General features: G+C 70.8%; 21 protein-coding genes. 10 read left to right on the top strand and 11 right to left on the bottom strand.

All coding sequences use genetic code 11. The features are described 5' to 3' along the window. Positions 1 to 49: 49 nt before the first annotated feature. From IEY30_RS16020 to IEY30_RS16010, 3 genes are all read left to right on the top strand, one after another. Positions 50 to 472 carry a LysM peptidoglycan-binding domain-containing protein gene (locus IEY30_RS16020; protein ID WP_030200172.1) on the top strand — a complete coding sequence of 141 codons (423 nt, stop codon included), beginning with the start codon at positions 50 to 52 and terminating at the stop codon, positions 470 to 472. 335 nt (positions 473 to 807) lie between these two features. Next, a complete protein-coding gene (locus IEY30_RS16015; RefSeq protein WP_030200170.1) occupies positions 808 to 1,110 on the top strand; it encodes a hypothetical protein in 303 nt (100 codons plus the stop codon). A 20-nt stretch (positions 1,111 to 1,130) separates the two neighbouring features. Continuing rightward, positions 1,131 to 2,879: an alpha/beta hydrolase gene (locus IEY30_RS16010; RefSeq protein WP_030200168.1), complete on the top strand. Its 1,749-nt coding sequence runs from the start codon at positions 1,131 to 1,133 to the stop codon at positions 2,877 to 2,879. Between the two features lie 9 nt (positions 2,880 to 2,888). Here the strand turns inward: IEY30_RS16010 and IEY30_RS16005 are convergent, their stop codons facing one another. Further along, positions 2,889 to 4,187 (bottom strand): sensor histidine kinase, encoded by a 1,299-nt coding sequence (locus IEY30_RS16005; protein WP_162181017.1) that lies wholly within the window; start codon positions 4,185 to 4,187, stop codon positions 2,889 to 2,891. A 129-nt stretch (positions 4,188 to 4,316) separates the two neighbouring features. On the opposite strand from IEY30_RS16005, the gene IEY30_RS16000 reads away from it, so the two are divergent. The 4 genes from IEY30_RS16000 (at position 4,317) to IEY30_RS15985 (ending at position 10,182) form a co-directional block, all read left to right on the top strand. Further along, complete coding sequence (locus IEY30_RS16000; protein ID WP_052358667.1) at positions 4,317 to 4,964, top strand: ArsR/SmtB family transcription factor; 648 nt, start codon at positions 4,317 to 4,319, stop codon at positions 4,962 to 4,964. Continuing rightward, positions 4,961 to 6,256, top strand: coding sequence for an MFS transporter (locus IEY30_RS15995; RefSeq protein ID WP_052358666.1), 1,296 nt, complete (start codon positions 4,961 to 4,963; stop codon positions 6,254 to 6,256). The genes IEY30_RS16000 and IEY30_RS15995 overlap by 4 nt, the downstream gene beginning before the upstream one ends. 403 nt (positions 6,257 to 6,659) lie before the next feature. Beyond that, positions 6,660 to 7,157 carry a transcriptional regulator NrdR gene (gene nrdR / locus IEY30_RS15990; protein WP_030200160.1) on the top strand — a complete coding sequence of 166 codons (498 nt, stop codon included), beginning with the start codon at positions 6,660 to 6,662 and terminating at the stop codon, positions 7,155 to 7,157. 94 nt (positions 7,158 to 7,251) lie between these two features. Next, the gene (locus IEY30_RS15985; RefSeq protein WP_030200158.1) at positions 7,252 to 10,182 is read left to right on the top strand and encodes a vitamin B12-dependent ribonucleotide reductase; all 2,931 of its coding nucleotides are present in this window, start codon (positions 7,252 to 7,254) and stop codon (positions 10,180 to 10,182) included. 70 nt (positions 10,183 to 10,252) lie between these two features. On the opposite strand, the gene IEY30_RS15980 is transcribed toward IEY30_RS15985, so the two are convergent. Both IEY30_RS15980 and IEY30_RS15975 read right to left on the bottom strand, forming a co-directional pair. Beyond that, on the bottom strand, positions 10,253 to 12,652 hold the full coding sequence (locus IEY30_RS15980) for a heavy metal translocating P-type ATPase (RefSeq protein ID WP_043416989.1): 2,400 nt from the start codon (positions 12,650 to 12,652) through the stop codon (positions 10,253 to 10,255). A 141-nt stretch (positions 12,653 to 12,793) separates the two neighbouring features. Next, on the bottom strand, positions 12,794 to 13,432 hold the full coding sequence (locus IEY30_RS15975) for a DUF305 domain-containing protein (protein ID WP_030200154.1): 639 nt from the start codon (positions 13,430 to 13,432) through the stop codon (positions 12,794 to 12,796). A 344-nt stretch (positions 13,433 to 13,776) separates the two neighbouring features. Here IEY30_RS15975 and IEY30_RS15970 point away from each other — a divergent pair, with 344 nt between their 5' ends. Further along, a complete protein-coding gene (locus tag IEY30_RS15970) occupies positions 13,777 to 14,820 on the top strand; it encodes a HAMP domain-containing sensor histidine kinase (protein ID WP_308423764.1) in 1,044 nt (347 codons plus the stop codon). Between the two features lie 73 nt (positions 14,821 to 14,893). Here IEY30_RS15970 and IEY30_RS15965 read toward each other — a convergent pair whose 3' ends face one another. Then, positions 14,894 to 15,232 (bottom strand): SHOCT domain-containing protein, encoded by a 339-nt coding sequence (locus IEY30_RS15965; protein WP_052358663.1) that lies wholly within the window; start codon positions 15,230 to 15,232, stop codon positions 14,894 to 14,896. 122 nt (positions 15,233 to 15,354) lie between these two features. Between IEY30_RS15965 and IEY30_RS15960 the strand changes: the two genes are divergently transcribed. Continuing rightward, entirely contained in the window at positions 15,355 to 16,068 is a 714-nt protein-coding gene (locus IEY30_RS15960) for a response regulator transcription factor (RefSeq protein WP_030200148.1), read from the top strand. Positions 16,069 to 16,138: 70 nt separating this feature from the next. On the opposite strand, the gene IEY30_RS15955 is transcribed toward IEY30_RS15960, so the two are convergent. From IEY30_RS15955 to IEY30_RS15940, 4 genes are all read right to left on the bottom strand, one after another. Further along, positions 16,139 to 17,191, bottom strand: coding sequence for a cation diffusion facilitator family transporter (locus IEY30_RS15955; protein ID WP_030200146.1), 1,053 nt, complete (start codon positions 17,189 to 17,191; stop codon positions 16,139 to 16,141). A gap of 29 nt (positions 17,192 to 17,220) precedes the next feature. Then, positions 17,221 to 17,616, bottom strand: coding sequence for an ArsR/SmtB family transcription factor (locus IEY30_RS15950; RefSeq protein ID WP_043416987.1), 396 nt, complete (start codon positions 17,614 to 17,616; stop codon positions 17,221 to 17,223). 102 nt (positions 17,617 to 17,718) lie between these two features. Then, positions 17,719 to 20,805: a DEAD/DEAH box helicase gene (locus tag IEY30_RS15945; protein ID WP_030200141.1), complete on the bottom strand. Its 3,087-nt coding sequence runs from the start codon at positions 20,803 to 20,805 to the stop codon at positions 17,719 to 17,721. Between the two features lie 113 nt (positions 20,806 to 20,918). Next, a complete protein-coding gene (locus tag IEY30_RS15940; protein ID WP_229675037.1) occupies positions 20,919 to 21,554 on the bottom strand; it encodes a polysaccharide deacetylase family protein in 636 nt (211 codons plus the stop codon). A gap of 493 nt (positions 21,555 to 22,047) precedes the next feature. Between IEY30_RS15940 and IEY30_RS15935 the strand changes: the two genes are divergently transcribed. Further along, complete coding sequence (locus IEY30_RS15935) at positions 22,048 to 23,439, top strand: NAD-dependent malic enzyme (protein WP_030200137.1); 1,392 nt, start codon at positions 22,048 to 22,050, stop codon at positions 23,437 to 23,439. A 48-nt stretch (positions 23,440 to 23,487) separates the two neighbouring features. Here the strand turns inward: IEY30_RS15935 and IEY30_RS15930 are convergent, their stop codons facing one another. Genes IEY30_RS15930 through IEY30_RS15920 form a run of 3 tightly spaced genes read right to left on the bottom strand, consistent with a single transcriptional unit; the run spans position 23,488 to position 24,748 of the window. Next, positions 23,488 to 23,727, bottom strand: a complete 240-nt coding sequence (locus IEY30_RS15930) for a hypothetical protein (protein ID WP_030200136.1) — start codon at positions 23,725 to 23,727, stop codon at positions 23,488 to 23,490. After that, positions 23,724 to 24,491, bottom strand: a complete 768-nt coding sequence (locus IEY30_RS15925; protein ID WP_030200135.1) for an RNA polymerase sigma factor — start codon at positions 24,489 to 24,491, stop codon at positions 23,724 to 23,726. Before IEY30_RS15925 ends, IEY30_RS15930 begins: the two co-directional genes overlap by 4 nt. Further along, the gene (locus IEY30_RS15920; RefSeq protein ID WP_052358661.1) at positions 24,491 to 24,748 is read right to left on the bottom strand and encodes a hypothetical protein; all 258 of its coding nucleotides are present in this window, start codon (positions 24,746 to 24,748) and stop codon (positions 24,491 to 24,493) included. The genes IEY30_RS15925 and IEY30_RS15920 overlap by 1 nt, the downstream gene beginning before the upstream one ends. Positions 24,749 to 24,774: the final 26 nt, after the last annotated feature.

Raw genomic sequence — 24,774 nt, 5'->3', positions numbered from 1 at the left:
CGTTCTATCGAACATGTGTTCGCAAGTTCAGGAGCAAGGGGAGGTCACCATGAGCGCCATCGTCCTCGAGGCCGTTCGCCAGCAGCACACCGAGGGGCCCGACGGGTCTCTGTCGACCGGTCGACCTCGGCTCGTCCTCGTGCCCACCGGGGCCGAGGCGGTCCGGGAGGCGCGGGCGGTGCGGGCCACGCAGCCGCCCCTGAGGCTGACCCGGTTCGGCCGCCTCGTCGTGTCCCTGCTGGTCGCCGGAGTCGTCTCGGTCCTCGGTGTCGGCCTGGCGGGTCAGCTCGCGTCCGCCTCCGGTGAGCCGCGCACGGTGACGGTCCAGTCGGGCCAGACCCTCTCCGGGGTCGCCGCCCGTGAGCTGCCGGAGCTTCCCGTCGCCGACGGGGTCGTCGAGCTCCAGCTCGCCAACAGCCTGAGCACCGCGGCGATCCACGCCGGCCAGCAGCTCGTCATCCCCGCACGCTGACCTCACGTGCCCCTCGGGGCCGGATCGATCGCGTATGCCGTGTCCCGGCCGCGCGTCGACCGCCCCCACCCGATCTGCCGCGTTGGCTCCACCTTCAGCGGCTGGCGCGAGCGGCGCTTCGACCCCGTCGCTCCTGCCCGGACGCCGCACCCCTCATCGGGGGTGCGGCGTTCTGCTGTTCCCACCGCCCTTGCGGCGCAGCCGATCCCGTCCGGTCGACACCGCCGGCAGCCGTCTGCCGTGATCCGCACGACTGGGTGGCCGGCCCCTGTGGATGACGCGCACGACCTCGCCGCCCGCGACCTAGCGTTGCTGTCCTCGGGAAGGAGCACAGCATGCGTTACGACGTGGACACGACCGCACTGCGTGAGGACGTCCTCTCCATCGAGGAGGTCCTGGTGAAAGTGCGGGGCCTCGGGATCGCGGAGGGGCTGAGGCCGATCGCCTCGGCGCTGCCGGGTGGCCGTTGTGGTCCGGGGCTCAACGAGGTCGCTGCGGCCTGGGAGGCCCGCCTGGCTGCCACCCGCGGGGACCTGCAGGAGCTCGGGCGCGGGCTGGCCGTCGCGGCCGACACCTACGACGCCGTCGAGCAGTCGGCACGGCTGAGCGTCCACGCCTCCTTCGGGGCCTCCTCGTGAGCGTCGCAGGTGGTCCTCTGATGTCCGTCCGTGACATCCGCTCGAGTCGGCCCCAGTCCCTGGCAGCCGTCAGCAGAGGCCTCGAGGGCCGCCGTCAGCGGGTGCTCGCACTGGCCGAGCTGGTGCTGTGGCGCCGGTCGGCGACCTCCCGTTGGTCGGGCGCGGCGTCCTCGGCTGCGGCAGACCGCTACGGGACGGTGGTCGCCGGCCTCGGGCGGCTGGCCGCGAGCATCGCGGTCGCCGGCCACGCCGTCGGGCACGCCGCCGGTCGCATGGAGTCCGCGATCGACCTCGTCGGCCGGGCCGACAGGCGGGCGGCCGAGGAGGGAGCATGGGTCGACGACGACGGGCAGCTCTTCCTCCCCGTGCGTGCCTCGCTGGGTGACCCGGCTCTGGAGGCGCACCGCGCCCGGCTCGACGAGCTGCTGCGCGCCGAGGTCCACTCCTGCCTGCTGCAGGCGCGCCGGGCCGCGTCCCAGACCGACGACGACCTGTTCCGGGCCCTGCTCTCGTCGGCTCGCGGGGCGACCTCGTCGTCCGGGGCCGGTGCCCGGGCCCCGGGCCCGGCCATGCTGCCGGCGCCACCACCGACCGCCTCGGCCGCCGGTGGCGTCGGTGCCCAGGTGTTCGCGTCGGCGGCGTGGTGGCGATCGTTGACCGACGAGGAGCGACGCGCCGTCCTGCGCGACCGGCCCGAGTGGGTGGGCTCCCGCGACGGTGTCCCAGCAGCCGCGCGCCACGAGGCCAACCTCGTGCTGCTCGGGCGGGCCGAGGAGGCCGCGCGGGCGCGCCTCGACCGGTCGTTGGCGGGCGGATGGGTCGGCAGCCAGCCGGAGCGTGAGCTCGCAGAGCAGCAGGTGGCCGCCCTCCAGGCCATCCGCGAGGTCCTGGCTCGTCGCGACGGAGGGCAGCGGCGCCTCCTGCTCGTCGACACCACGAGTCTCCACGTCAGGGCCGCGGTCGCGGTCGGGGACGTCGACCGTGCCGAGCACGTCGTGACCTTCGTCGGCGGCCTGTCCACCATGGTCGGCACCGACCTGGCCCGCTACGACGACACCTTCGTGCGCATGCGCTCCGAGGCTCGGGCGGTGGCATCGGGGCAGGACGTCGCGATCGTGACGTGGATGGGCTACGACGCACCGCAGGTGCGCGAGATCGCCACGTCGATCGACCGCAACGTCCTGAACGGCAAGCTGGCGCGCGAGAACGCCGGTGCCCTCGCCGACTTCGCGACAGGCATCGAGGCGGCCCGCGACCGGCCGGCCCACCAGACGGTGTGGGCGCACTCCTACGGCGGCACGCTCGCGGGCTTCGCGTCCCTGCGCACGAGCGCCGTCGACGACGTCGCGGTGTTCGGCGCGCCCGGACTGCCGTTCTCCGACGTGTCACGCACGGCGCTCAAGCCGGGCTCCCTCAACGTGCTCGGGGCCATCGGTGACGACGTCTTCGACTACGGCTGGCGGGTGCACGGCACCTCGCCGGCGGAGGTCGCCGGCGCCACCCGGCTCTCGACGTTCGCGCTCAAGCAGGCCGGGACCGGCTGCAACCATTTCCTGCGGTCACGCACGGACTTCGTCGACGTGGGGCGCACCTCGAGCGGTCACTCCGACTATCTCCGTGCGGGCACGGACAGCGCGCACAACCTTGCCGTCATCGCCGCCGGCCGACCGGATCTTCGGGTGCTCCAGGGCGCCGACGAGCGGGCCTGCACGACGATCGGTCCGAGTCTCGGCCTGGACCCGTTGCGCGTGCCGGGACTGGTCCCGTGACAGCCACCCTCAGTCGTCGTGGCCGGTGTCTGGCGCGTCGAGCGTTGCAGGCGGTGGTGCCGGCGCCATCTGCCCCGGCGCGTGTGCCGGCAGCTCGAACCAGACGACGGTCCCCGGACCCTCCGGCGAGCTGATGCCGATCGTGCCGTCATGCGCCTCGATGATCCGCTTGACGGTCGCCAGGCCGATCCCGCTGCCGTCGACCGAGGTCTCGACGCGGTTGAAGAGCCCGAAGACCCGGTCCCGGTCCGCTGCCGAGATGCCGATCCCGTTGTCGTGCACCGAGAGGCGCCACTTCTCGCCTCGACGCTCGGCGGTGACCTCGACGACGGGCGCGACGTCGGGGCGGGCGTACTTCACCGCGTTGGACACGAGGTTGAGCATCACCGAGTAGAGCTGCTGCTCGTCGGCGGGCAGGGTCGGCAGCTCACCCACCGCGACGCTCGCCGCCCGTGCCTCGAGGGTGGGGGCGAGGTCCTCCAGCACCGAGGCCAGCACGAGCGCCAGGTCGGTGTCGGCCCGGTGGAGCTCGGCCCCGACCTGGGCGTGCGCGAGGATCTGCTCGATCATCCCGGCCATCCGGGTGGCGGACCGGTGGGCCGTGGCAACGAGACGTTCGGACCATACGTCGCCCGAGACGGCGGGCTGCTGGCCGAGCATCTCGGTGCTCGCCATGATCGCGGTGAGCGGGGTGCGCAGGTCGTGGCTCACCTGACCCGCGAAGACTGACAGCGCCTCGTTGGAGCGGTGCAGCTCGTCCCTCGTCTGCGTCAGGGTGGCGAGGGAGTCCTCGAGCTCACGGGTCCGCAGGCGCAGCTCGAGGACGTCGACGACGCGTTCGGCGATCGCGGCCAGGGCGTCCTCCTGCGCCTCGGCGAGCTCACGCGGCTGCGAGTCGAAGACGCACAGGCGGCCGATGATGACACCGTCCGGCGTGGTCAGGGGCGCTGAGGCGTAGAAGCGGACGTTGCCGAGGATGCCTGTCACGAAAGGGTTCTCGTTGAAGCGCGCGTCGAGACTGGCGTCCGGCACCACGACCCGGTCGGTGTGCTCCAGGACTGCGGCGCACATCGAGTCCTCGCGGGCGCAGATGGAGGCGGCGAAGCCGGTCGTGGCGATCTGCTGCTGCTGCGTCGAGGTGATGATGTTGATCGCGGCACGGGGGACGGCGCAGACCTGGGCCGCGATGTCGACGAGCGCCTGGAGCTCGCGTTGCGGCGCGTTGCCCAGGACGTCGTAGCCCGCGAGCGCCTCCTCACGCCGCTGTGCGGGGTCGAGAACGTCCTGCACTGCTGTCCGGAATGTCACGGTAGGAGCCTCCGTCATGAGCGCGCCGCGGGCAAGGACCGCCTCGCCCCGTCTCATCGCCGGAGAGGCGGAACAGAGTCATACAAGAGGTCTTGTGCAATCCGTTGGACCCGTCGGAGGCTGGTCGGCATGCCTCGCCGTACCGCTTCCGAGCGCCACGTCGCCACCACTCCCGCCACCGCCGACATCGGGGCCGAGACCGGCAGCGCCCTGCTCGACGTCCTCACCGCCTTCCACCACCCGACGCGACGCTGGCTGTGCGAGCTCCTGGCCGTCGAGGGCCCCGCCACGGTCGGCCGCCTGGCGAGCCGCACGGGGCTCGCGGTGGGGTCGGTGAGTCATCACCTGGGGACGTTGCACCGCTACGGGTTCGTCGAGCCGGCGCCGGACCTGGCCCGGGACACCCGGGAGAGCTGGTGGCGCAGCCGACCGCGCCAGGTGTCCTGGGACGCGACCGACTTCGGCGAGGGGACGGTGGCTCGCCGGATCGCCTCCAGCGCCGAGGCCGAGAACTTCCGTCACCACGTGCGCGCCGTCCAGCGCTGGCTCGCCGAGGGGGAGACGGCGCCGGCGGAGGTGCGTCACGCCGCGGTGGCGACCGACTCGCTCGTCGCCGCCACCGTGGAGCAGATGGCGGAGCTCAGCCGCCGGCTCACCGACCTCGTTGTCGAATGGGGCGAGGAGTGTCGCGCGGACGCGGAGGTGCGACCGGACGTGCGCAGACTTCCCGTGCGGGTGTCGGCGCGGGTCTTCCCGAGCGGTCCGGTGAAGCCGTGAGCGACGCGGGCGAGGTTACGACCACCACCACCGGCCTGGCCACGACAGCGGATCCGGCGGCTCGTTCTCCGCACGCCGAGCCGACGCTGCTCGGCGCCGAGCCTCCCGGTCTCACCCGTGACCGGATGGTCCACACCTGGGTGGCCGCGATGGCCCTGTCCTGGTTCGGCGACGCCGTGTGGACGGTCGCGCTGGCCTGGACGGCCGTGCACACCCTGTCGCCGGCGACGGCGGGCGTGGTGCTCGGCGCCGAGACGCTGCCGCAAGCGGTCTTCGTCCTCGTCGGTGGAGTCATCGCCGACCGGTGGGACACGCGTCGGATCCTCGTGACGGGCCGTCTCTTCCAGGGCGCGGTCCTGCTCGGCGGCGCCGCCGCCTGGGGCACCGGCGTGCGGGGCGCGCCGCTCCTGCTGACGATGGGGGTCCTGCTCGGCACCGCCACGGGCCTCACCCTCCCCGCCGGCTCGACCCTCGCGCGACAGCTCGTGCGTCCGGCCGACCTCGCTACAGTGAGCGGCTGGAACCAGATCGGCGGCCGCGTCGCGCGTCTGCTCGGCGCTCCCGCCGGGGGTCTGGCCGTCGCTGCAGTGGGCCCCGCCGGGGCCATGCTTGCCGATGCCGTCACGTTCGTCGCGATCGCCGGCGTCCTCGCGCTCGTGGTGCGGCCGCGCTATCGGATGCCGCGGGCACCCCACGCGTCGTGGGCGGCCAGCCTGAGGGACGGGGCGGCATACCTGCGTCGCGACGAGTCGGCCCGGCTGCTCGTGCTGGGACTGGCCGCCCTCAACGTCTTCGTCTCGCCGGTCATCGCCCTGGGCATCGCCCTGCGGGTCCGCGAATCGGGGTGGGGCCCGGCCTGGCTCGGTGCCGCCGAGGCGGCGTTCGCCCTCGGCGCGATCGCCGGTAGCGTCGTCAGCATCCGCCGGCGCGTCGGGAGGCCGGCGCAGGCGGGCTTCGCCGTCCTCGTGGCGCAGGGCCTCTGCATCGCCGCCACCGGGATCGGCTCGCGCATCATCCTCATGGCCGCCATGACTTTGGTGGGGGTCGCCGCAGGGGCAGCCTCGGTGTGGCTCTCCGGGACCTACCAGAGGACCATTGCGCCCAGCCACCTCGGGCGCGTGTCCTCGGTCTCGAGCCTCGGGGACATGGCCCTCGTGCCGCTCGCGATACCGGCGTTCGGTGCGCTGGCCACCGCCACCTCGGTCCTGACCGCCGCCGTCGTCTACGGGGCCGCCATGTCGGTGCTGTGCCTGTGGTTCGCGACGCGCCCCGGCATCGCCCGGCTGAGATGAGCGCCGGTGCAGGCGGCCGTAGATGAGGGGTCGGCGAGTCGCGCGCACCCCTAGATGTGGGGGCGGACGGTGACGACACGCCCGGTGCCTACGTGGCCTGAGTGACGTTTGCGCAGGTCAGCGACACGCCACGCCGGACCGCGGCGATTCGCTTGCGATGGGGGTCACAGCGTGCCTACAGTTACCCCTACATCTAGTAGTTACACAGATGTAAGACGTCCACATGTAGTCCCCAGGAAGACTGGGGTTACGCACAGGTCATCCCCACGTCGTCCCCAGGCTCGTCCCCAGCCCCGACCGGTCCCACGAACACCGGCCGTGTCGCTGGGACGGCCCGGCACGGCATACGGGAAGCCTGTCCATCGATGAACGACCGGATCTCGGGAAGGAAGGTGACCCGGACGTGCACTGTCCGTTCTGTCGCCACACCGACTCGCGGGTCATCGACTCACGCACCACCGACGACGGGGCCTGCATCCGGCGCCGCCGCCAGTGCCCCGAGTGCAACCGCCGCTTCACCACGCTCGAGACCTCGAGTCTCAACGTGATCAAGCGGTCGGGCGCGTCCGAGCCGTTCAGCCGGGCCAAGGTCCTCACCGGTGTGCGCAAGGCATGCCAGGGCAGGCCCGTCAGCGAGGACGACCTGGCCCTTCTCGCCCAAAAGGTCGAGGAGGCCATTCGGTCGCAGGGAAACGCCGAGATCGAGGCGCACGAGGTCGGCATGGCCGTCCTCGAACCGCTCCGCGAGCTCGACGAGGTCGCATACCTCAGGTTCGCCAGCGTCTACCAGGCGTGGGAGAGCCTCGAGGACTTCGAGGGAGCCATCGCGCTCCTTCGAGCCGAGCGCGACGCGCTGGGGGAGGAGCCCACCGCTCCCGCCCGGTTCGACGCCCAGCGGTAACCACCCTCCACGCACCACCGGAGCACCACCCACTGTCGGTGCTCCCCGCAAGACTCATCACCAGCAGCAGATTCGGTCAGGGAGGCCGCACGACATGACGGAGATCGGTAACCGCAGCTCACGCTCGAAGGCTGGCGCCAAGGGCGTCAAGATCGAGCGCATCTACACCACGCCCGGCGTGCACCCCTACGACGAGGTGACCTGGGAGAAGCGCGACGTCGTCCAGCAGAACTGGAAGACCGGCGAGACGATCTTCGAGCAGCGCGGCGTCGAGTTCCCCGACTTCTGGTCGGTCAACGCCAGCACGATCGTCACCACCAAGTACTTCCGCGGCGCGGTCGGCACCGCGGCCCGCGAGGTCTCGCTCAAGCAGCTCATCGACCGTGTCGTGCTGACCTACGTCGCCGCCGGCAAGAGCAACGGCTACTTCTCCTCGCCCGAGGACGCCGAGATCTTCGAGCACGAGCTGACGCACGCCCTGCTGCACCAGGTCTTCTCGTTCAACTCGCCGGTCTGGTTCAACGTCGGCACGAAGAGCCCGCAGCAGGTCTCGGCCTGCTTCATCCTCTCCGTCGACGACTCGATGGACTCGATCCTCAACTGGTACAAGGAGGAGGGCAAGATCTTCCAGGGCGGCTCCGGCGCCGGCCTCAACCTCTCCCGCATCCGCTCCTCCAAGGAGCTGCTCTCCTCCGGCGGCACGGCCTCGGGCCCCGTCTCCTTCATGCGCGGCGCCGACGCGTCCGCCGGCACCATCAAGTCGGGCGGCGCCACGCGTCGTGCGGCCAAGATGGTCGTGCTCGACGTCGACCACCCCGACATCGAGGAGTTCGTCGAGACGAAGGCGCGCGAGGAGGACAAGATCCGCGCCCTGCGCGACGCCGGCTTCGACATGGACCTCGGCGGCAAGGACATCGTCTCCGTCCAGTACCAGAACGCCAACAACTCGGTCCGCGTCAACGACGAGTTCATGAAGGCCGTCGAGGACGGCACCGAGTTCGGCCTGCGCTCGCGCTCGGACGGCTCGGTCATCGACACCGTCGACGCCCGTGAGCTCTTCGGCAAGATCGCCAAGGCCGCGTGGGAGTGCGCCGACCCGGGCATCCAGTACGACGACACGATCAACGCGTGGCACACCAACCCCGAGACGGGCCGCATCACGGCCTCCAACCCGTGCTCGGAGTACATGTCGCTCGACAACTCCTCGTGCAACCTCGCCTCGCTCAACCTGCTGAAGTTCCTCCGCGACGACGACACCTTCGACGCCGTCACCTTCCAGAAGGTCGTCGAGCTCGTCATCACGGCGATGGACATCTCGATCTGCTTCGCGGACTTCCCGACCGAGCCCATCGGTGAGACGACGCGCAACTACCGCCAGCTCGGCATCGGCTACGCCAACCTCGGCGCCCTCCTCATGGCGACCGGCCACGGCTACGACTCCGAGGGTGGCCGTGCGCTCGCTGCCTCGATCACCTCGCTGCTGACGGGCGCCGCCTACAAGCGCTCCGCCGAGATGGCCTCGGTCGTCGGCGCCTACGCCGGCTACGCCCGCAACGCGGACGCCCACAAGAAGGTCATGCGCAAGCACCAGGCCGCCAACGACAACATCAAGACCCTCGACGCGATGGACTCCGACGTCCACAAGCTCGCGACGAAGGCGTGGGACGACGTCGTCAAGCTCGGTGAGAAGCACGGGTACCGCAACGCCCAGGCGTCGGTGCTCGCGCCGACCGGCACCATCGGCTTCATGATGGACTGCGACACGACCGGCATCGAGCCGGACTTCTCGCTCGTCAAGTTCAAGAAGCTCGTCGGTGGCGGCTCGATGCAGATCGTCAACCTCACCATCCCGCGTGCGCTCAAGAAGCTCGGCTACCAGCAGGAGTCGATCGAGGCCATCGTCGAGTACATCGCCGACAAGGGCCACGTCATCGACGCGCCCGGCCTCAAGCCCGAGCACTACGAGGTCTTCGACACCGCAATGGGTGCGCGCTCGATCTCGGCCATGGGCCACGTGCGCATGATGGCCGCGACGCAGCCGTTCCTCTCCGGTGCCATCTCCAAGACGGTCAACCTGCCCGAGACCGCCACGGTCGAGGAGATCCAGGACGTCTACATGCAGGGCTGGAAGCTCGGCATCAAGGCGCTCGCCATCTACCGCGACAACTGCAAGGTCGGTCAGCCGTTGTCCGACGGCGGCTCGACGGCCAAGGACAACAAGGCCGCCGCCGACGCCGCTGCCGCCCACGTCAAGGTCGAGAAGGTCATCGAGTACCGCCCGGTCCGTCGCCGTCTGCCCAAGCGCCGCAGCTCGCAGACGACGTCGTTCGCCGTCGGTGGGGCCGAGGGCTACCTCACGGCCGGCACGTACGACGACCAGCAGCTCGGCGAGATCTTCCTCAAGTTCGGCAAGCAGGGCTCGACCCTCGCCGGCGTGATGGACGCCTTCTCGATCGCCGTGTCGATCGGTCTGCAGTACGGCGTGCCGCTCGAGACCTTCGTGGAGAAGTTCACCAACCTCCGCTTCGAGCCGGCCGGCCTGACGGACGACCCGGACGTGCGCATGGCGCAGTCGATCATGGACTACGTCTTCCGCCGTCTGGCGCTCGACTACCTCGACTTCGACACCCGCTCCTTCATGGGCATCCACACGGCCGCCGAGCGGGCCCGCCAGGTCGAGACCGGCTCCTACGAGGCCATCGAGTCCGATGAGTCCGACGAGGACCTCGAGGACGAGCTCGAGTCGCTCCAGCAGTCGGCTCCGGTCTCGAAGAAGGCCGAGGTCAAGGCGGACGAGGCGAGCAAGGCCGAGTCGCCGGCGGCTGCTGCCGAGGTCAAGTCGGGTGCGGGCGCTGCCTCTGCCCGTGAGATCTCGAACGACGTGCACAGCTCGGCCGAGCTGCTCGAGAAGTTCGGTGGCATCACGGCCGACGCGCCGATCTGCATGACCTGCGGCACGAAGATGCGTCCCGCCGGCTCCTGCTACGTCTGCGAGGGCTGCGGAAGCACCAGCGGCTGCAGCTGACGATCACGGTGTGACGAAGGGGCCCGGACGGCATTGCCGTCCGGGCCCCTTCGCGTCGGGCGCGACGTGGTCAGAGCTGCTGTCGGCGCAGCCGGAGGGCGTTGCTGATGACGCTGACGGAGGACAGAGCCATGGCGGCCGCTGCGATCATCGGCGAGAGCAGCAGCCCGAAGGCCGGGTAGAGGACCCCGGCGGCGAGCGGGATGCCGGCGGCGTTGTAGACGAAGGCGAACACGAGGTTCTGCCGGATGTTCGACATGGTGGCCTTGGACAGCGCCCGGGCGTGGACGATGCCGGTCAGGTCGCCCTTGAGGAGGGTGACGCCGGCGCTCTCGATGGCGACGTCGGTGCCGGTGCTCATGGCGATGCCGACGTCGGCGGCCGTGAGCGCGGGGGCGTCGTTGACGCCGTCACCGGCCATGGCGACGACGCGGCCTTCGGCGCGCAGTGCCTGAACGACGTCGCTCTTGTGGTCAGGCAGGACCTCGGCCTCGACGCGCTCGATGCCGAGGCCGCGGGCGACGGCCGCGGCGGTGACCTGGTTGTCGCCGGTGAGCATGACCACGGCGATGCCGTCCGCGCGGAGCGCGTGCAGCGCGGCTGCGGTGGTGTCCTTGACGGGGTCGGCGATGGCGAGCACCCCGGCGACGCGACCGTCGATCGCGACGTAGACGGCGCTGGCGCCGTCGGCGCGCAGCCGATCGGCCTCGGCGTCCATCCTGTGAGTGTCGACGTCGTGTCCGGCGAGGAAGCGCTGGCTGCCCACGAGGACCTGTCGTGCGTCGACCGTGCCGGTGACGCCCTTGCCCACGGGCGCGTCGAAGTCCGCGGCGGCAGGGACGTCCAGTCCGGCGTCGGTGGCGGCCCGCACGATGGCCGTGCCGAGGGGGTGCTCGCTGGCGCGTTCGACGCTCGCAGCAAGGCGCAGGACCTCGTCCTCATCCATGCCGTCGACGGCGATGACGTGGGTGACGGAGGGTCGGCCCTGGGTCAGGGTGCCGGTCTTGTCGACGACGAGCGTGTCGACCTTCTCCAGTCGCTCGAGTGCCTCGGCGTTCTTGATGAGGACGCCGAGGGAGGCGCCGCGGCCGACGCCGACCATGATCGAGACGGGCGTTGCGAGCCCCAGGGCGCAGGGGCAGGCGATGATGAGGACGCTGACGGCGACGACGAGCGCGTGCGCCAGGCGCGGGTCCGGGCCGACGGTCGCCCACACGATGAATGCGACCACCGCGGCGGCGATGACGACGGGCACGAACACGGCGGAGACCTGGTCGGCGAGCCGCTGGATGGGGGCTCGGGAGCGTTGTGCGTCGGCGACCATCTGCACGATGCGGGCGAGCATCGTGTCTCGCCCGACGTTGCCGGCGCGCATGACGATCGAGCCGGTCTGGTTCACGGTGCCGCCGATGACGGAGTCGCCGGCCTGCTTGGTGACCGGCATGGACTCGCCTGTCACCATGGACTCGTCGAGGGTGGAGTGCCCGTCCTGCACGGCGCCGTCGACGGGGACGGACTCGCCTGGCCGGACGCGCAGCAGGTCGCCGACCTGGACCTCGTCGAGGTTGACGTCGGCTTCGGTCCCGTCCGGCGCGACCCTGTGGGCGGTCTTCGGGGTGAGGTCGAGCAGTGCCCTGATGGCGCCGGAGGTGCTCTCCCGTGCGCGAAGCTCGAGGACCTGCCCGAGCAGGACGAGGGTCGTGATGACGGCGGCCGCCTCGAAGTAGACGGCGACCGTCCCGTCCATCCGGAAGGCCTCCGGGAAGAGCTGGGGTGCGACGGTTGCGACGACGCTGAACAGCCACGCGACACCGGTGCCCATCGCGATGAGGGTGAACATGTTCAGCTTCATCGTGCGGACGGAGGTCCACCCGCGCTCGAAGAACGGCCATCCGGCCCACAGCACGACCGGGGTCGCGAGGACGAGCTGCCCCCAGGTGGCCACGTCGCTGGGAATGGCGTCGTGCAGGGCGGGGACGAGGTCGCGCCCCATGGACAGGATGAGGACGGGGATGGTCAGCGCGACCGCCGTCTTGAACCGGCGGGTCATGTCGGCCAGCTCGGGGTTGGGGCCGCTGTCGGCGGTCACGGTCACCGGCTCGAGGGCCATGCCGCAGATGGGGCAGGTGCCGGGGCCCGGCTGTCGGATCTCCGGGTGCATGGGGCACGTCCACTCCGTGACGGCGTCGGCGGATGCTGCTGCGCCCGAGGGCTGGTCGTGGTGTGGGCGGCCGCCGTGCTGGTGCCTCTCGTGGTCGTGACCGGTGCCCGCACGTCCTGCCGGACCGAGTGCGTATGCGTCGGGCTGGGTCTCGAACTGCGCGCGGCACCCGGCGGAGCAGAAGTAGTGGTCGTGGCCCTCCCGCTCGAGGTGGTGCTCGGTGGTGGCGGGGTCGACGTCCATGCCGCAGACGGGGTCCTGCACCAACGAGCCCGTCGGAGAGATCGAGTGTTCGCTGTGCGTGTCCATGGCTTCAGGATACCCCCGTGGGGTATATATGCAAGGGGATGGACCCGGTTCTCGCGCTCTCGCACGCGTTCGTGGACACGCAAAGGACCGGACCCGTCGTCGACGGGTCCGGCCCTTTGCGGGGCGCTGGCGCCTGCGTGATCAGAGGGAGGTCTTGAGCAGCTCCGTCATCGTGGCGATCTCCTTCGTCTGTCCGTCGATGACGGCCTGGGCAAGCTCCTTGGCGTCGCCGCTCTGCCCCTGGGACAGCTGGGTCCTGGCCATCGTCACGGCCCCCTCGTGGTGCTTGATCATCAGCTGCAGCCACATCCGGTCGAAGCCCGACCCGGAGGCCTTCTCCAGGGCCGACATCTCCTCGGCGCTCATCATCCCGTCCATGCTCATCCCGTCCATGTCGTGGTCACCGCTGGGCATGGGCGCGGCGCCCCAGGACGTGAGCCATCCGGTCATGGTGGCGATCTCCGGGTCCTGGGCTGCCTTGATCTGAGTCGCCAGCTTCTTGACGTCGGCGCTGGTGGCCTGGCGCAGGGCCAGGTCGGCCATCTCGATGGCCTGCTGGTGGTGCGGGACCATGCTCGAGGCGAACGTGATGTCGGCCTGGTTGTGGGCGGAGGCGGCGGAGGCGGCTCCTGAGGGTGTCGCCGGCGCGGAGCCCATCGCCGTCATCGAGTCGCCCGGCATCTGGTGGCCGGACGTCGTGTCGTTGGAGCTGCAGGCGCCGACAGCGAGAGAGGTGGCCAGGGCGGCCGTGGCGGCAAGGGTCTTCAGGGTGCGGGTCACGGGAGTTCCTTCGTCGTCGGGTGCAGGTTGCAGGCCCTCGCCGGCGGTCCGTGCGGTCTCTGGGTGCCGACCGGTCTCCCGGGAGGTTGGCCAGGGAGACCGGGCAGCAAAACGTTTGGGCCGGCGGGTCCTGCGTCCGAGGCTGCCCGGGCGACGTTCAGACCCGACTGCGATTTCCTGAAGGTTCGGTCAAGATCGCCGTCGGCCCCTTCCCGCGCGGCGCGTATCCGTGGCGGCGACGCCACACTGGGGCCATGGTGCGCGCCTTCCGTCCTGATGTCCCTGGTTCCCGGTGGGCGGCCCGATCACTTGGCACGCGGCTGATGGTGGCCCAGGGTGCCGTCGTGGTCGCCGGCATCGTCACGGCCAGCGCTGTCGCCGCCCTGATCGGGCCGCCGCTCTTCCACGACCACTTGCTGCGGGCAGGCATGTCCGCGAGCGCGTCCGAGCTCGCACACGTCGAGCAGGCATACAACGAGGCCAGCTTCGTCTCCCTCGCCGTGGCGCTGGTCATCGCGGTGCTCTGCGCGCTGGGAGTGACCTGGTATGTGGCGGGCCGTCTGACGCGTCCGCTGGCGGTGCTGACCGCGGCGGCCCACGAGATGGGGGAGGGGAACTACGCCGCACGGGCCACGGTCTCCGACGCGGGGCCGGAGCTCGCGAGCCTCGCGGAGGCGTTCAACGCCATGGCCGGACGGCTCGGCGACGCCGAGCAGACGCGACGCCGACTCGTGGGCGACGTCGCGCACGAGATGCGCACGCCGGTCGCGACCCTGGCCGCCTACCTGGACGGCCTCGACGACCGGGTCGTCGCGTGGGACGAACCGACCTCCTCGTTGTTCCGGTCCAACGTCGAACGGCTGGCCCGCCTGTGCGACGACATGTCGGCCGTCTCCCGCGCGGAGGAGGGGCGCCTGGAGCTGAGGCGGAGCAACGTGGAGGTCCGCGAGCTCCTCGAGACCGCGAAACGGGAGGTCCGGTCGGGGTTCTCGACGAAAGGGGTGCGTCTAGAGCTGGGACAGTGCGCCGACGCGCGGGTGGTGGCTGACCCGGAGCGCGTCGGCCAGGTCCTGGCCAACCTCCTCGCCAACGCCCTGCGCCACACCCCCGCGGGGGGAGAGGTCATCCTGTCCGCGACGCAGTCCGGCGGCGAGGTGCGTCTCGTCGTCCAGGACAGCGGCGAGGGGCTCGAGCCCGACCAGCTCACCCACGTGTTCGAACGGTTCTACCGCGGCGACGCCGCGCGGACCCGGGATGCCCGCGGCAGCGGCGTCGGTCTCACGATCGCCAAGGCCATCGCGCAGGCCCACGGAGGCAGACTCACGGTGACCAGCCCCGGGCGCGGGCACGGTGCAACCTTCACCCTCTCCCTCCCGGTCGGTTCCTGACCAGCCCTCCAACGGCCAGCCCTCCCATGACCGGCCGGCGACGACGCGGCCGGCCCGACACTGGGAGCCTCAGTCACCTCGGGGCCGCGTCGGTGCGGTCTCGACCCAGCATCGGGTCACTCTCTATGAGCGCCGTGCGGGTGCGGGTGTACTCGTCGACGTCGATCTCGCCTCGCGCCAGCCGGTCCTGCAGCACCTCGAGCGGACCCGGGGTCCGGCTCGGACCCTCCGCGGGTAGCGGAGTCCGGGCGGACTCCACCACGCGACCTTCGCGTCCGCTGGCGAGCCTGCCGCTCTGGCCGCCGAATGCCCATCGGACCGCGAGCACGACGGCCGCCCAGAAGGCGACGGTGCCGCCGCCCATGACCAGCCACATCCACGGGCCCCATGCCATGCCGGTGTTCCACATCATGTGCACCACGATCCACCGCCCGCCTGTCGGCCTGGCATTGCCTTCATGAAGATCTGACGAAGATGCGCATCTGGGCGAGGTCGGCGGCGACCCTTCGCAGCTGCGGCCAGCAGACTGAAGCCATGAGCCACAGCAGTGAGCCCGGTCCGTCGCGCGTGTTGGTCGTCGAGGACGAGACGGACCTCGCCCGGATGGTTGCGGCCTACCTCGAGCGTGCCGGCTACGACGTGTACGTCGCCCACGACGGGCGAGAGGCGGTCGCGCAGGCCCGTTTCATCGAGCCCGAGGTCATCGTCCTGGACCTGGGCCTGCCGGGGCTGGACGGCATCGAGGTCTGCCGGCAGGTGCGGACCTTCTCCGACTGCTATGTGCTCATGCTCACCGCCCGGGCCGACGAGGTCGACCTGCTGGTCGGCCTGTCCGTGGGCGCTGACGACTACCTCACCAAGCCCTTCAGCCCCCGCGAGCTCGTCGCCCGGGTGCAGGTCGTGCTCCGCCGTCCGAGAGGCGCGGTGGCGCGGGACGAGAGCCCCGAGCTGAGGGTCTTCGGTGACCTCTCCGTCGACACGGAGGCCCGCCGGGTGGCGCTCGCCGGCGAGCCGGTGGAGCTGACCCGGACCGAGTTCGACCTGCTCGCGGCGCTCAGTGCCCGTCCGCGTCTGGCGTTCACGCGACGACAGATCATCGATGCCGTGTGGGACCCGTCCTGGGTGGGCGACGAGCACATCGTCGACGTGCACGTCGCCCACCTCCGGCGCAAGCTCGGCGATGATCCCGCCCGACCGCGCTACGTCGACACCGTCCGCGGCGTCGGCTACCGCATGGGCAGCGGCTGAGCACGGTTCTGGCACAGCACGATTCGCGTGCCGTCAGCGGTGGCCTGGTGGCGCTCTCGATCCCTCGGGCCTACGCGACGGGAGTCACTGAGGCGTCGTGGTGGGCCGGGTAGGCGTGCACCACGACGGCCCGGAGCCTGGGCGTCGTCCGCATCACGTCCGACTCGGCTCGATGCGCCAACGCGTGCGCCTCGAGGAGGCTTGCGCTGGTGTCGACGTCGAGCTCGGCCTCGGCGTGGAGCTCGTGGCCGATCCAGCGCATCCGCACGCTGCGCACGGCTGTGACGCCGGGGACCGCCGCGAGGGTGGACTCGGCGGCTTCGACGAGCTCGGGCTCGACGCCGTCCATGAGACGGCGGAACACGTCACGGGCTGCAGTTCGAAGCACCAGCACGATCGCGACCGTGATGGCGAGGCCGACGACAGGGTCTGCCCAGGTCCACCCGACGGCCACGCCGGCGGCGCCCACGAGCACTGCGAGGGACGTGAGCCCGTCGGTGCGCGCGTGGTGCCCGTCGGCGACGAGGGCCGCCGAGCCGATCGCCCGGCCCTCACGGATGCGGAAGAGAGCCACCGCCTCGTTGCCGAGGAAGCCGACGAAGCCGGCCAGGGCGACCCAACCGAGGTTGCCCACCGGGGCGGGGTGGAGCAGCCGGTTGACGGCCTCCCACCCGGCGACCACGGCGGACAAGGCGATCATCGCGATGACGAATAGGCCTGCGAGGTCCTCGGCCCGTCCGTATCCGTAGGTGTAACGCCGGGTGGCGGGCCGCCGACCCAGGGCGAACGCGATCCAGAGCGGCACAGCGGTCAGAGCGTCGGAGAAGTTGTGGATCGTGTCGGCGAGCAACGCCACGGACCCGGAGGTGTAGACGACGGCGAGCTGCGCCACGGCCGTGACACCGAGCACGACGAGGCTGATCTTGACCGCGCGGATGCCGCGGGCGCTCGACTCCAGTGCCGAGTCGATCGAGTCCGCGGCGTCGTGCGAGTGCGGAGTCACCGCGTGCCTGAGCCGGGCCCACAGCCCGCTGTCGTGGTCGTGGTCGTGTGCGTGGCTGTGGTCGTCGGTGTGGTTCTGGCCGTGACCGTGATCCTCGTGGCCGCGGGCTTCAGGATCCACGGCGTGGCTGCGGCGATGCTCAGAAGAACTCAACGACGCTGCCCACTTCCGGTGATCGGGATGATCGGGGTGATCGTCGACTCGGCAGCACGGTGGTGCGCCGGGATGCCGTCCGAGGCGTGCTCGGCGTTGTGGATCGCGTCGCGCACCAGACCGGCGATGTGCTCGTTCTCGACCCGGTAGAACACCTGGTTGCCCTCGCGACGGGTGCGGACCATGCGTGCCATCCGGAGCTTCGCCAAGTGCTGGGAGACGGCTGGACCCGGCTTTCCGACGGCGTCGGCGAGCTGGCTCACCGACCGCTCCGAGTCCTGCAGCTCCCAGAGGAGTCGGATGCGGGTGCCGTCCGCGAGCATCCGGAAGATCTCGACCGCCAGCTCGACCTGCTCGTCGGGCAGGGCCGGTCCTTGCGTACTTGCATCCATGCGCAGATTCTAGCGTTGCGGTCGGAGTGCCTGTGACGACGTCCGATGTCACCATTGGGCCGCGCCTGGCAGCGTCCGTGCCTCTCGCGAGACAGTGCTGCACTACGCCACGACGCTGGCTGCCGCGAAGTGGTCAGCCGGCATCGGCGTGTGCAGCTGCCACGTGATCGCGATCGGCCGCTCACCGCGGTGCTCGACGTAGCGGGCCTCGCCGAGGAACAGGTATGGCGCACCGCCACCGAAGTCGGTGACCTTCGACTCGCGGACGAAGAGCAGGACGTGGCTGCCGAGCCGCTCGTGGTGCAGGTAGCGCTGGCCGGTCCTCGACGCGACCGTGGTGCTCGACTGCGACTCCCAGTGGAAGAGCGTCGGGCTGATGGCATAGTCGCGGTACATCGTGGTGGGTGAGTAGTCGGCCTCCGACTTGTTGAGGGTGACGAAGAAGGCATCCGCGTCAGCCTCGGCCGAGAACAGCACGCCCTCGCGGAAGCTGTTCGGCTTGCGGCCGTCGACGGCTACGTAGTCGAGCGCCGCCACGGCCTCCTCCCGCGTGTAGCGGGCGTGGACGCGCAGCGGACGCGAAGCGAGGTCGCCGGCGAGAGGGTGGGTCACGTGAGCCGCACGCTGGAGCCCGAGCTCGACCACGGCGCGCAGGTCCTGACGGACGGCGCCCTCCTGTCGGACGGCGCGCAGTCCCTCGTCGTAGGACTGGAACCCTCCGCCGTCGGGAAAGAGCGAGAAGAAGAGCATTCGGCCGTATGCCTGAAGCTGGGCGTCCGCGTTGTCGTATGCCGGTGCATCGTCTGAGAGCAACGCGAGGTAGGCCCCGGCGCGGCTGGGGTCATCGACGTGGGTCAGGCTGCGGACGCGTTTGAGCAGTCTGGGCTCGAGGGAGCCGGGCGCCGCAACGGAGATCCCGGCGTCGCGCCGCAGCCGGCTCCAGGACCGGTCGGACCTCACGACGTCGGCGAGCTCGACGCCGGAGTCACGCAGGAAGACCGCGAGGTCGTCGGTGGGATGGGCGCGCAGTTCCGAGACGATGGTGGCCCAACGGTCGGTCACACCTTCGCGGATGTTGCGCAGGACGAGCTCCTCGCTCAGTCGGTCGAGGACGAGCTGGGTGCCGGTGGGCAGGAACGGGAAGCCCTCCCGGATCTCGTGCGCGAGCTGGGCTCGGGTGGCTCCGGTGATGGCTCGGAAGCGCTGGTCGAAGCGGAACTCCTTGCGGTGGTGGCCGACGAAGTCCAGGGCCGTCAGGACGGCCTTTCCGGGTGCCCGTCGGAGACCACGACCGAGCTGCTGGAGGAACACGGTCGAGCTCTCGGTCGGCCGGAGGAACAGCACGGTGTTGATCGAGGGCACGTCGACACCCTCGTTGAAGACGTCGACCGTGAAGAGCGCCTGGACGCGGCCGGCCCGAAGGTCCGCGACGTGGCGTTCGCGCTCGGGTGCTGGAGTGTCGCCGAGGACCGTGGCCGATGCGATCCCGGCCCGACCGAAGACCTCGGCCATGTAGCGCGCGTGGTCGCGGCTGACGCAGAAGCACAGGGCCCGCATCGAGTCGAGGTCCAGGACCTTGTCGCGAAGAGCCTTGAGGATCAGGCGAGCCCGCGCGTCGTTGCCGGTGAAGAGCTGCGAGAGGGACTGCACGGCATACGCGCCGTTGGTCCAGTCGACCGAGCGCAAGTCGGTGCCGTCGGCGACGGCGAAGTAGTGGAAGGGAGTAAGCAGCTCTGCCTTCAGCGCGTCCCAGAGACGCAGCTCGGCAGCGACCCGGCCGTCGAAGAAGGCGCGGACGTCGGTGCCGTCACCACGCTCGGGCGTCGCGGTGAGGCCGAGCAGCTCGTCGGGATGCAGGCGGTCGAGGATGGCGCGGTAGGTCCGGGCCTCCGCGTGGTGGAACTCGTCGATGACGACGACCGCGTAGGCATCGTCCGGCAGGTTGGCGATGCCGTAGGCGGTGAGTGACTGCACCGAGGCGAAGACGTGGCCCCAACGTTCGGGTCGGGTGCCGCCGACGTACAGCTCACCGAAGTCGGCGTCGCCCAGCACCTCGCGGTACGTGCGCAGCGACTGCTCGAGGATCTCGCGTCGATGTGCGACGAACAGCAGTGTGGGACGGTCTCCGGTCCGTTCGCACAGGCGCCGGTAGTCGAGGGCAGCGACGACCGTCTTGCCGGTGCCCGTGGCCGCGACGACGAGGTTCCGGTGACGGCCGTGCACGATCCGCTCGACGTCGAGCTGCTCGAGCATCTCCGTCTGGTGGGGGTAGGCGCGCACCTCGAGGCCGGAGAGCGAGAGCGTGACGCGGTCGTGCGTGCGGCGGCCGGACGCCTCGGCCAGTGCGTCGTCGAGGCGGTCGCGGTCCCGTTCGGGGTCGTACGGCTCGAACGTGGCGTCGTGCCAGTAGCTGTCGAACGTGGCCTGGAACTTCTCGATCAGCGCGGGCGTGGCCACCGCCGAGAGACGCACGTTCCACTCCACCCCATCGAGCAGCGCGGCTCGGGACAGGTTGCTCGAGCCGACGTATGCCGTGTCGAAGCCGGTGTTGCGTCGGAACAGCCAGGCCTTGGCGTGGAGCCGGGTGCGCAGCGCGTCGTACTGGACTCGCACCTGAGCGCCGAACTCCGTGACGAGTCGGTCCAGAGCGGCCCTCTCGGTCGCGCCCATGTACGTCGTGGTGATGATCCGCAGCGGCACACCGCGAGCTCGGAGCTCACGCAGCTGGCTCTCGATGACCCGGATACCGTGCCACTTGACGAAGGCCATGATCACGTCGACGCGGTCTGCGGTCGGGATCTCGGCACGCAGCTCGTGTCCGATGCCTGGCTCCCCGGAGGCATTGGTCAGGAGGGCTGCGTCCGACAACGGCGTCGCGGGCCTGAGGGTCGACAGGTGCCGCCCGTGGTCGCCCGAGTAGGAGACGGCGAGCAGCTGGCGGGAGGCGTCGACGACCGCGTCCTCGTCGGATCCCAACACGGTGAGCAGGCGGTTGACGAGACCCACCCGGGCCTCAGGGTTGCGTTCCCTGCGCAGGACGCGGGCCACCGCCTGGGCCACGTGCCGGCTCAGGACCTCGGGTTCATCCGCGTCCGCCACCGGCGCGCGAGGTGCGTCGACTGCGCCCGCCTCATCGAGGCGTCGCTGCAGGTGAGCGGTGATGAGACTTTCGTATACGCCCTCGAGCAGGCTTCCCCCGTCAGTGGTCACAGCCGGCAGCTTGCCATCGCTCGGCGATCGTGAGGGGTTGCCAGGCCGTGAACCTGGTCGACCGTTCCCGCCCGGTGGTCACCAGCGGTGCACTACGGCGCTGGTCCGATCACCGCCGAGAGCGTCACGAACGAGTACCCGCGCGCACGCAGCTCACGGATCATCCGTGGCAGCGCGTCGGCGTCGAGGGTGGAGTGGTCGGTGGGATGTGCGCCCACGTGCATGAGCACGATCTCGCCCGGCCGTGCGGCCGAGACGACCCGGGAGACGACGGAGGCCACGGACTGCCCGCCCGAGGTGCCCTTCCAACCGAGCGTGTCGACGGTCCACCGGAAGGGCACGTAGCACTCGGCGTTGACGACCGAGATGGTGCGCGCATCCACGGCGCCGAAGGGGAAGCGGAACCACGGCCTCGGGTCCTGCCCGGTCACGGCCGTGATACGCGCAGCCGCCTTCCTGATCTCGGCGCGCACCGACGAGGACGTCAGCGTGGTCAGGTCCGGGTGGGTGTAGGTGTGGTTGCCGACGGGGTAGCGGCCCGCGATCGCTCGGGCGCTCGCTGGGAAGTCGTCCACGAACTGCCCGGTGAGGAAGAAGGAGCCCGGCACGCCCTCGGCTGCCAGGGTGCGCAGGATCGAGGCGACGGCCTCGTTGCCGCTGCCCGCGTCGAAGGTCAGGGCCACGACCTTGCGCTCGGTGCCGAGCGCCGTCAGGTCCCTGCCCAGCAACCGCGACGGTATGGAGCAGGTCGACGGTGGGCTTGTCGTCCTGGTGGGCGTGACCGTCGGTCGTGGGGTCGGGGCGCTCGTCGTGGGCCGTGGCGTCGTCGGCCGCGGTGTGGTGGCACCGGTCGTGGGTCGGGGAGCGGCGCTCGAGGTGGGTCGGGTCGTGGGAACGGTGCTGGACCGGGAGCTCGTGGCCGCGGTGGAGGGCGACGGGGAGGTGGACGTGCTGAGCGTGGGGGAGGGTGCCGGCGTGGCGGGCGTGGGGCCACTCGCACCCTGGCACGCGCCGAGTGCCACGGTGAGCGTCGCGGCAGCGGTCAAGAGCCGCAGCCGCATGATGCGGCCGGTCATGGTTCCTCCCACTCCATTTCACGCCCGACGGCCCGGTCTGGGTCGCCGATGTGCTCGACGAGACAGTCGCGACCTCCTGACCCGATCGCGGCCACGGGTGGAGGATGGTGCGGTCGGGGACGTTGCTCCGCGCGAGAGGACTGACATGGCCATCCCGAGTCCTGGCTACTCGATCACCGTGCGGGTCGAGCTGCCTGCCGCCGCCAACGCGACCGCCGCCCTGACGACCGCCGTCTCCTCGACCGGCGGTGCCCTCACCGCCCTCGACGTCGCCGAGAGCCGGACCGACCGCCTCGTCGTCGACGTCACCTGCGACACCCGCGACGAGGCGCACGGGCACCTCATCACCGAGGCGATCGCGGCGATCCCCGGCGCCGTCGTGCACAAGGTCAGCGACCAGACCTTCCTGCTCCACCTGGGCGGCAAGATCGAGGTCAACCCCAAGGTGCCGCTCAAGCACCGCGACGACCTCTCGCGCGCCTACACGCCCGGCGTCGCGCGCATCTGTCGGGCCATCGCCGAGCACCCCGAGGACGCCCGTCGCCTGACCATCAAGCGCAACACCGTTGCCGTCGTCACCGACGGGTCGGCGGTGCTGGGCCTCGGCAACATCGGCCCGCTCGCGGCGCTGCCGGTCATGGAGGGCAAAGCCGCCCTCTTCAAGCAGTTCGGCGGCGTCGACGCGTGGCCGGTCTGCCTCGACACGCAGGACTCCGACGCGATCGTCGCGACCGTCCAGGCGATCGCCCCGGTCTACGGCGGCATCAACCTCGAGGACATCTCTGCCCCAAGGTGTTTCGAGATCGAGGCGCGCTTGCGTGAGCTGCTGGACATCCCCGTCTTCCACGACGACCAGCACGGCACGGCCATCGTCGTCCTCGCTGCGCTGAAGAACGCCCTCCGCGTCGTCAACAAGTCCATCGACGACGTCCGCATCGTCGTCTCCGGCGTCGGTGCGGCCGGCCACGCCATCATCCGCCTGCTGCTCACCCAGGGGGCGCGGGACATCGTGGCGTGCGGCCGCACGGGAGCGGTCCACAACGGCAACGAGGGGATGGAGCCCTTCCGCCAGTGGATCGCCGACCACACCAACGCGCGACACGAGAGCGGCTCCCTCAAGGAGGTGCTCGTCGGCGCCGACGTCTTCATCGGTGTCTCCGCTCCCGACCTGCTCACAGGCGACGACATCGCCACGATGGCACCCGACGCGATCGTCTTCGCCCTCGCCAACCCCGTCCCGGAGGTGGACCCGATCGCCGCCAGCGAGCACGCCGCCGTCGTCGCCACCGGCCGTTCGGACGCCCCGAACCAGATCAACAACGTCCTCGTCTTCCCCGGCTTCTTTCGCGGGCTGCTCGACGCCCACGTGTCCGACATCAGCGACGCGATGATGGTCGCGGCGGCCACGGCCATCGCCGACTCGGTCCATCCCGAGGAGCTCAACGCGAGCTTCATCATCCCGAGCGTCTTCGACGCCTCCGTGGCACCAGCGGTGGCCGCTGCCGTATGCCGTGTCGCGGGTCCGTCGAAGCCGTGACCGTGCAGACGCGTCAGCTCCGTCGCACGGGTCGTCAGGTCTCCGTCGTCAGGAGGCCCGCAACAGGTCGATGAGCGACTGGGCCTCCTCGTCGCAGGCGGAGCACCCGCGCAGGTGCGCGGTCATGGCCTCGTCGAGGTGTTGCGGGTCATGGACGGCCGCCTCGGCGTAGGTGTCCATCCGCTCGAAGCACTCCTCGCACGACAGCCAGGGCGTCGTGTCCTGCAGGAGTGACTCGACCGCGGGGTCGGTGAGGACGTCGGGACGTGGTCCGGGTGTCTGGCTCATCGCGTGCCTGCCGAAGAAGTGGGGGAGACCTCGTGGTCTGTCGGGGAGATCGGGGACGCCTGCGGCAGTCGGGCTGGGCCCGCTTGTGACACAGGGAGATAGCCGGTTGCGACGAGCTCGGCCCGCAGGCGTGTGCGCACCTCGTGGAGCGTCTTGTAGAGGGCCCCTCGACTGCTGCCGAGGCGTTCGGCGAGGACGTCGATCGGGACGCCGTCGACGAGGAGGGCGACGGCGATGCGTCGTTGGTAGGGAGTGAGGACGCGGCTCATGGCCCGGGCCACGGCTCCCGCGAGGTCGATGCCCTCGGCCGACAGCTCCGGCCCCTCGTGCGCCGGCGACGGTCGCAGCTCCACGTCGCGAAGCTCGACCTCGCGGTGCTGCCACTGCAGGCGTCGCACTTCCGTCGCAGCCTGGAGGATGGCGAACTTGAACGCCCACGTCGTGAAGCGGCTCCGCCCCTGGAAGGTGTGCAGCTTGCCGAGGAGGGCGGTCATCGCCTCGTCGGCGGCCTGGTTGACGATGACGTCGACGGCGCCGGGCGACGGGTCGGGCAGCGCCGCCCGCATCCGCCACACCTGGTGACCTGCCGCGCGGATCATCAGCGCGTGGAGCTCGCGCAGCGCCGTCGACTGCTCCGGGCCGGTGCCGCCGAGCGCCGACACCCAGTCCCGCGGTTCGGGGTCCCCGACGGGAGCACGCGAGTCGGCCTGCGACGCCGGCGGAGCCTCGGCGTCCCGCGAGGAGTCCCTCCGCACCGCCGTCATCAGAGCGCCCGGGGCTCGTCGACGTCGACGTCGACCGGCGCGAGGATCCGGGCGGCGAGCTCGGGCGGGCAGCCGGCGTCGACGAGCTCGAGCAGGGCGTGCAGGTCCACACGCTGGCGGGACAACGACCTGGCGAGGGCCGCAGGGAAACCGGCTTCGCGCAGCCGGCACCGCCGCCACTCGACGACGTCGAGCGGCGGTCCGGGCGAACGGCAGGGCGCAGGAGAGACGTGCGGGCGGGACTGGTCGGTGAACATGCCTTGTTTGCCGCCGCGAGGGGCTC

Source organism: Terrabacter tumescens (assembly GCF_014646815.1).
Taxonomy (GTDB): domain Bacteria; phylum Actinomycetota; class Actinomycetes; order Actinomycetales; family Dermatophilaceae; genus Terrabacter; species Terrabacter tumescens.
The sequence above is the reverse complement of the archived record's forward strand: the minus strand, read 5'-3'. Positions and strand labels throughout refer to the sequence as shown.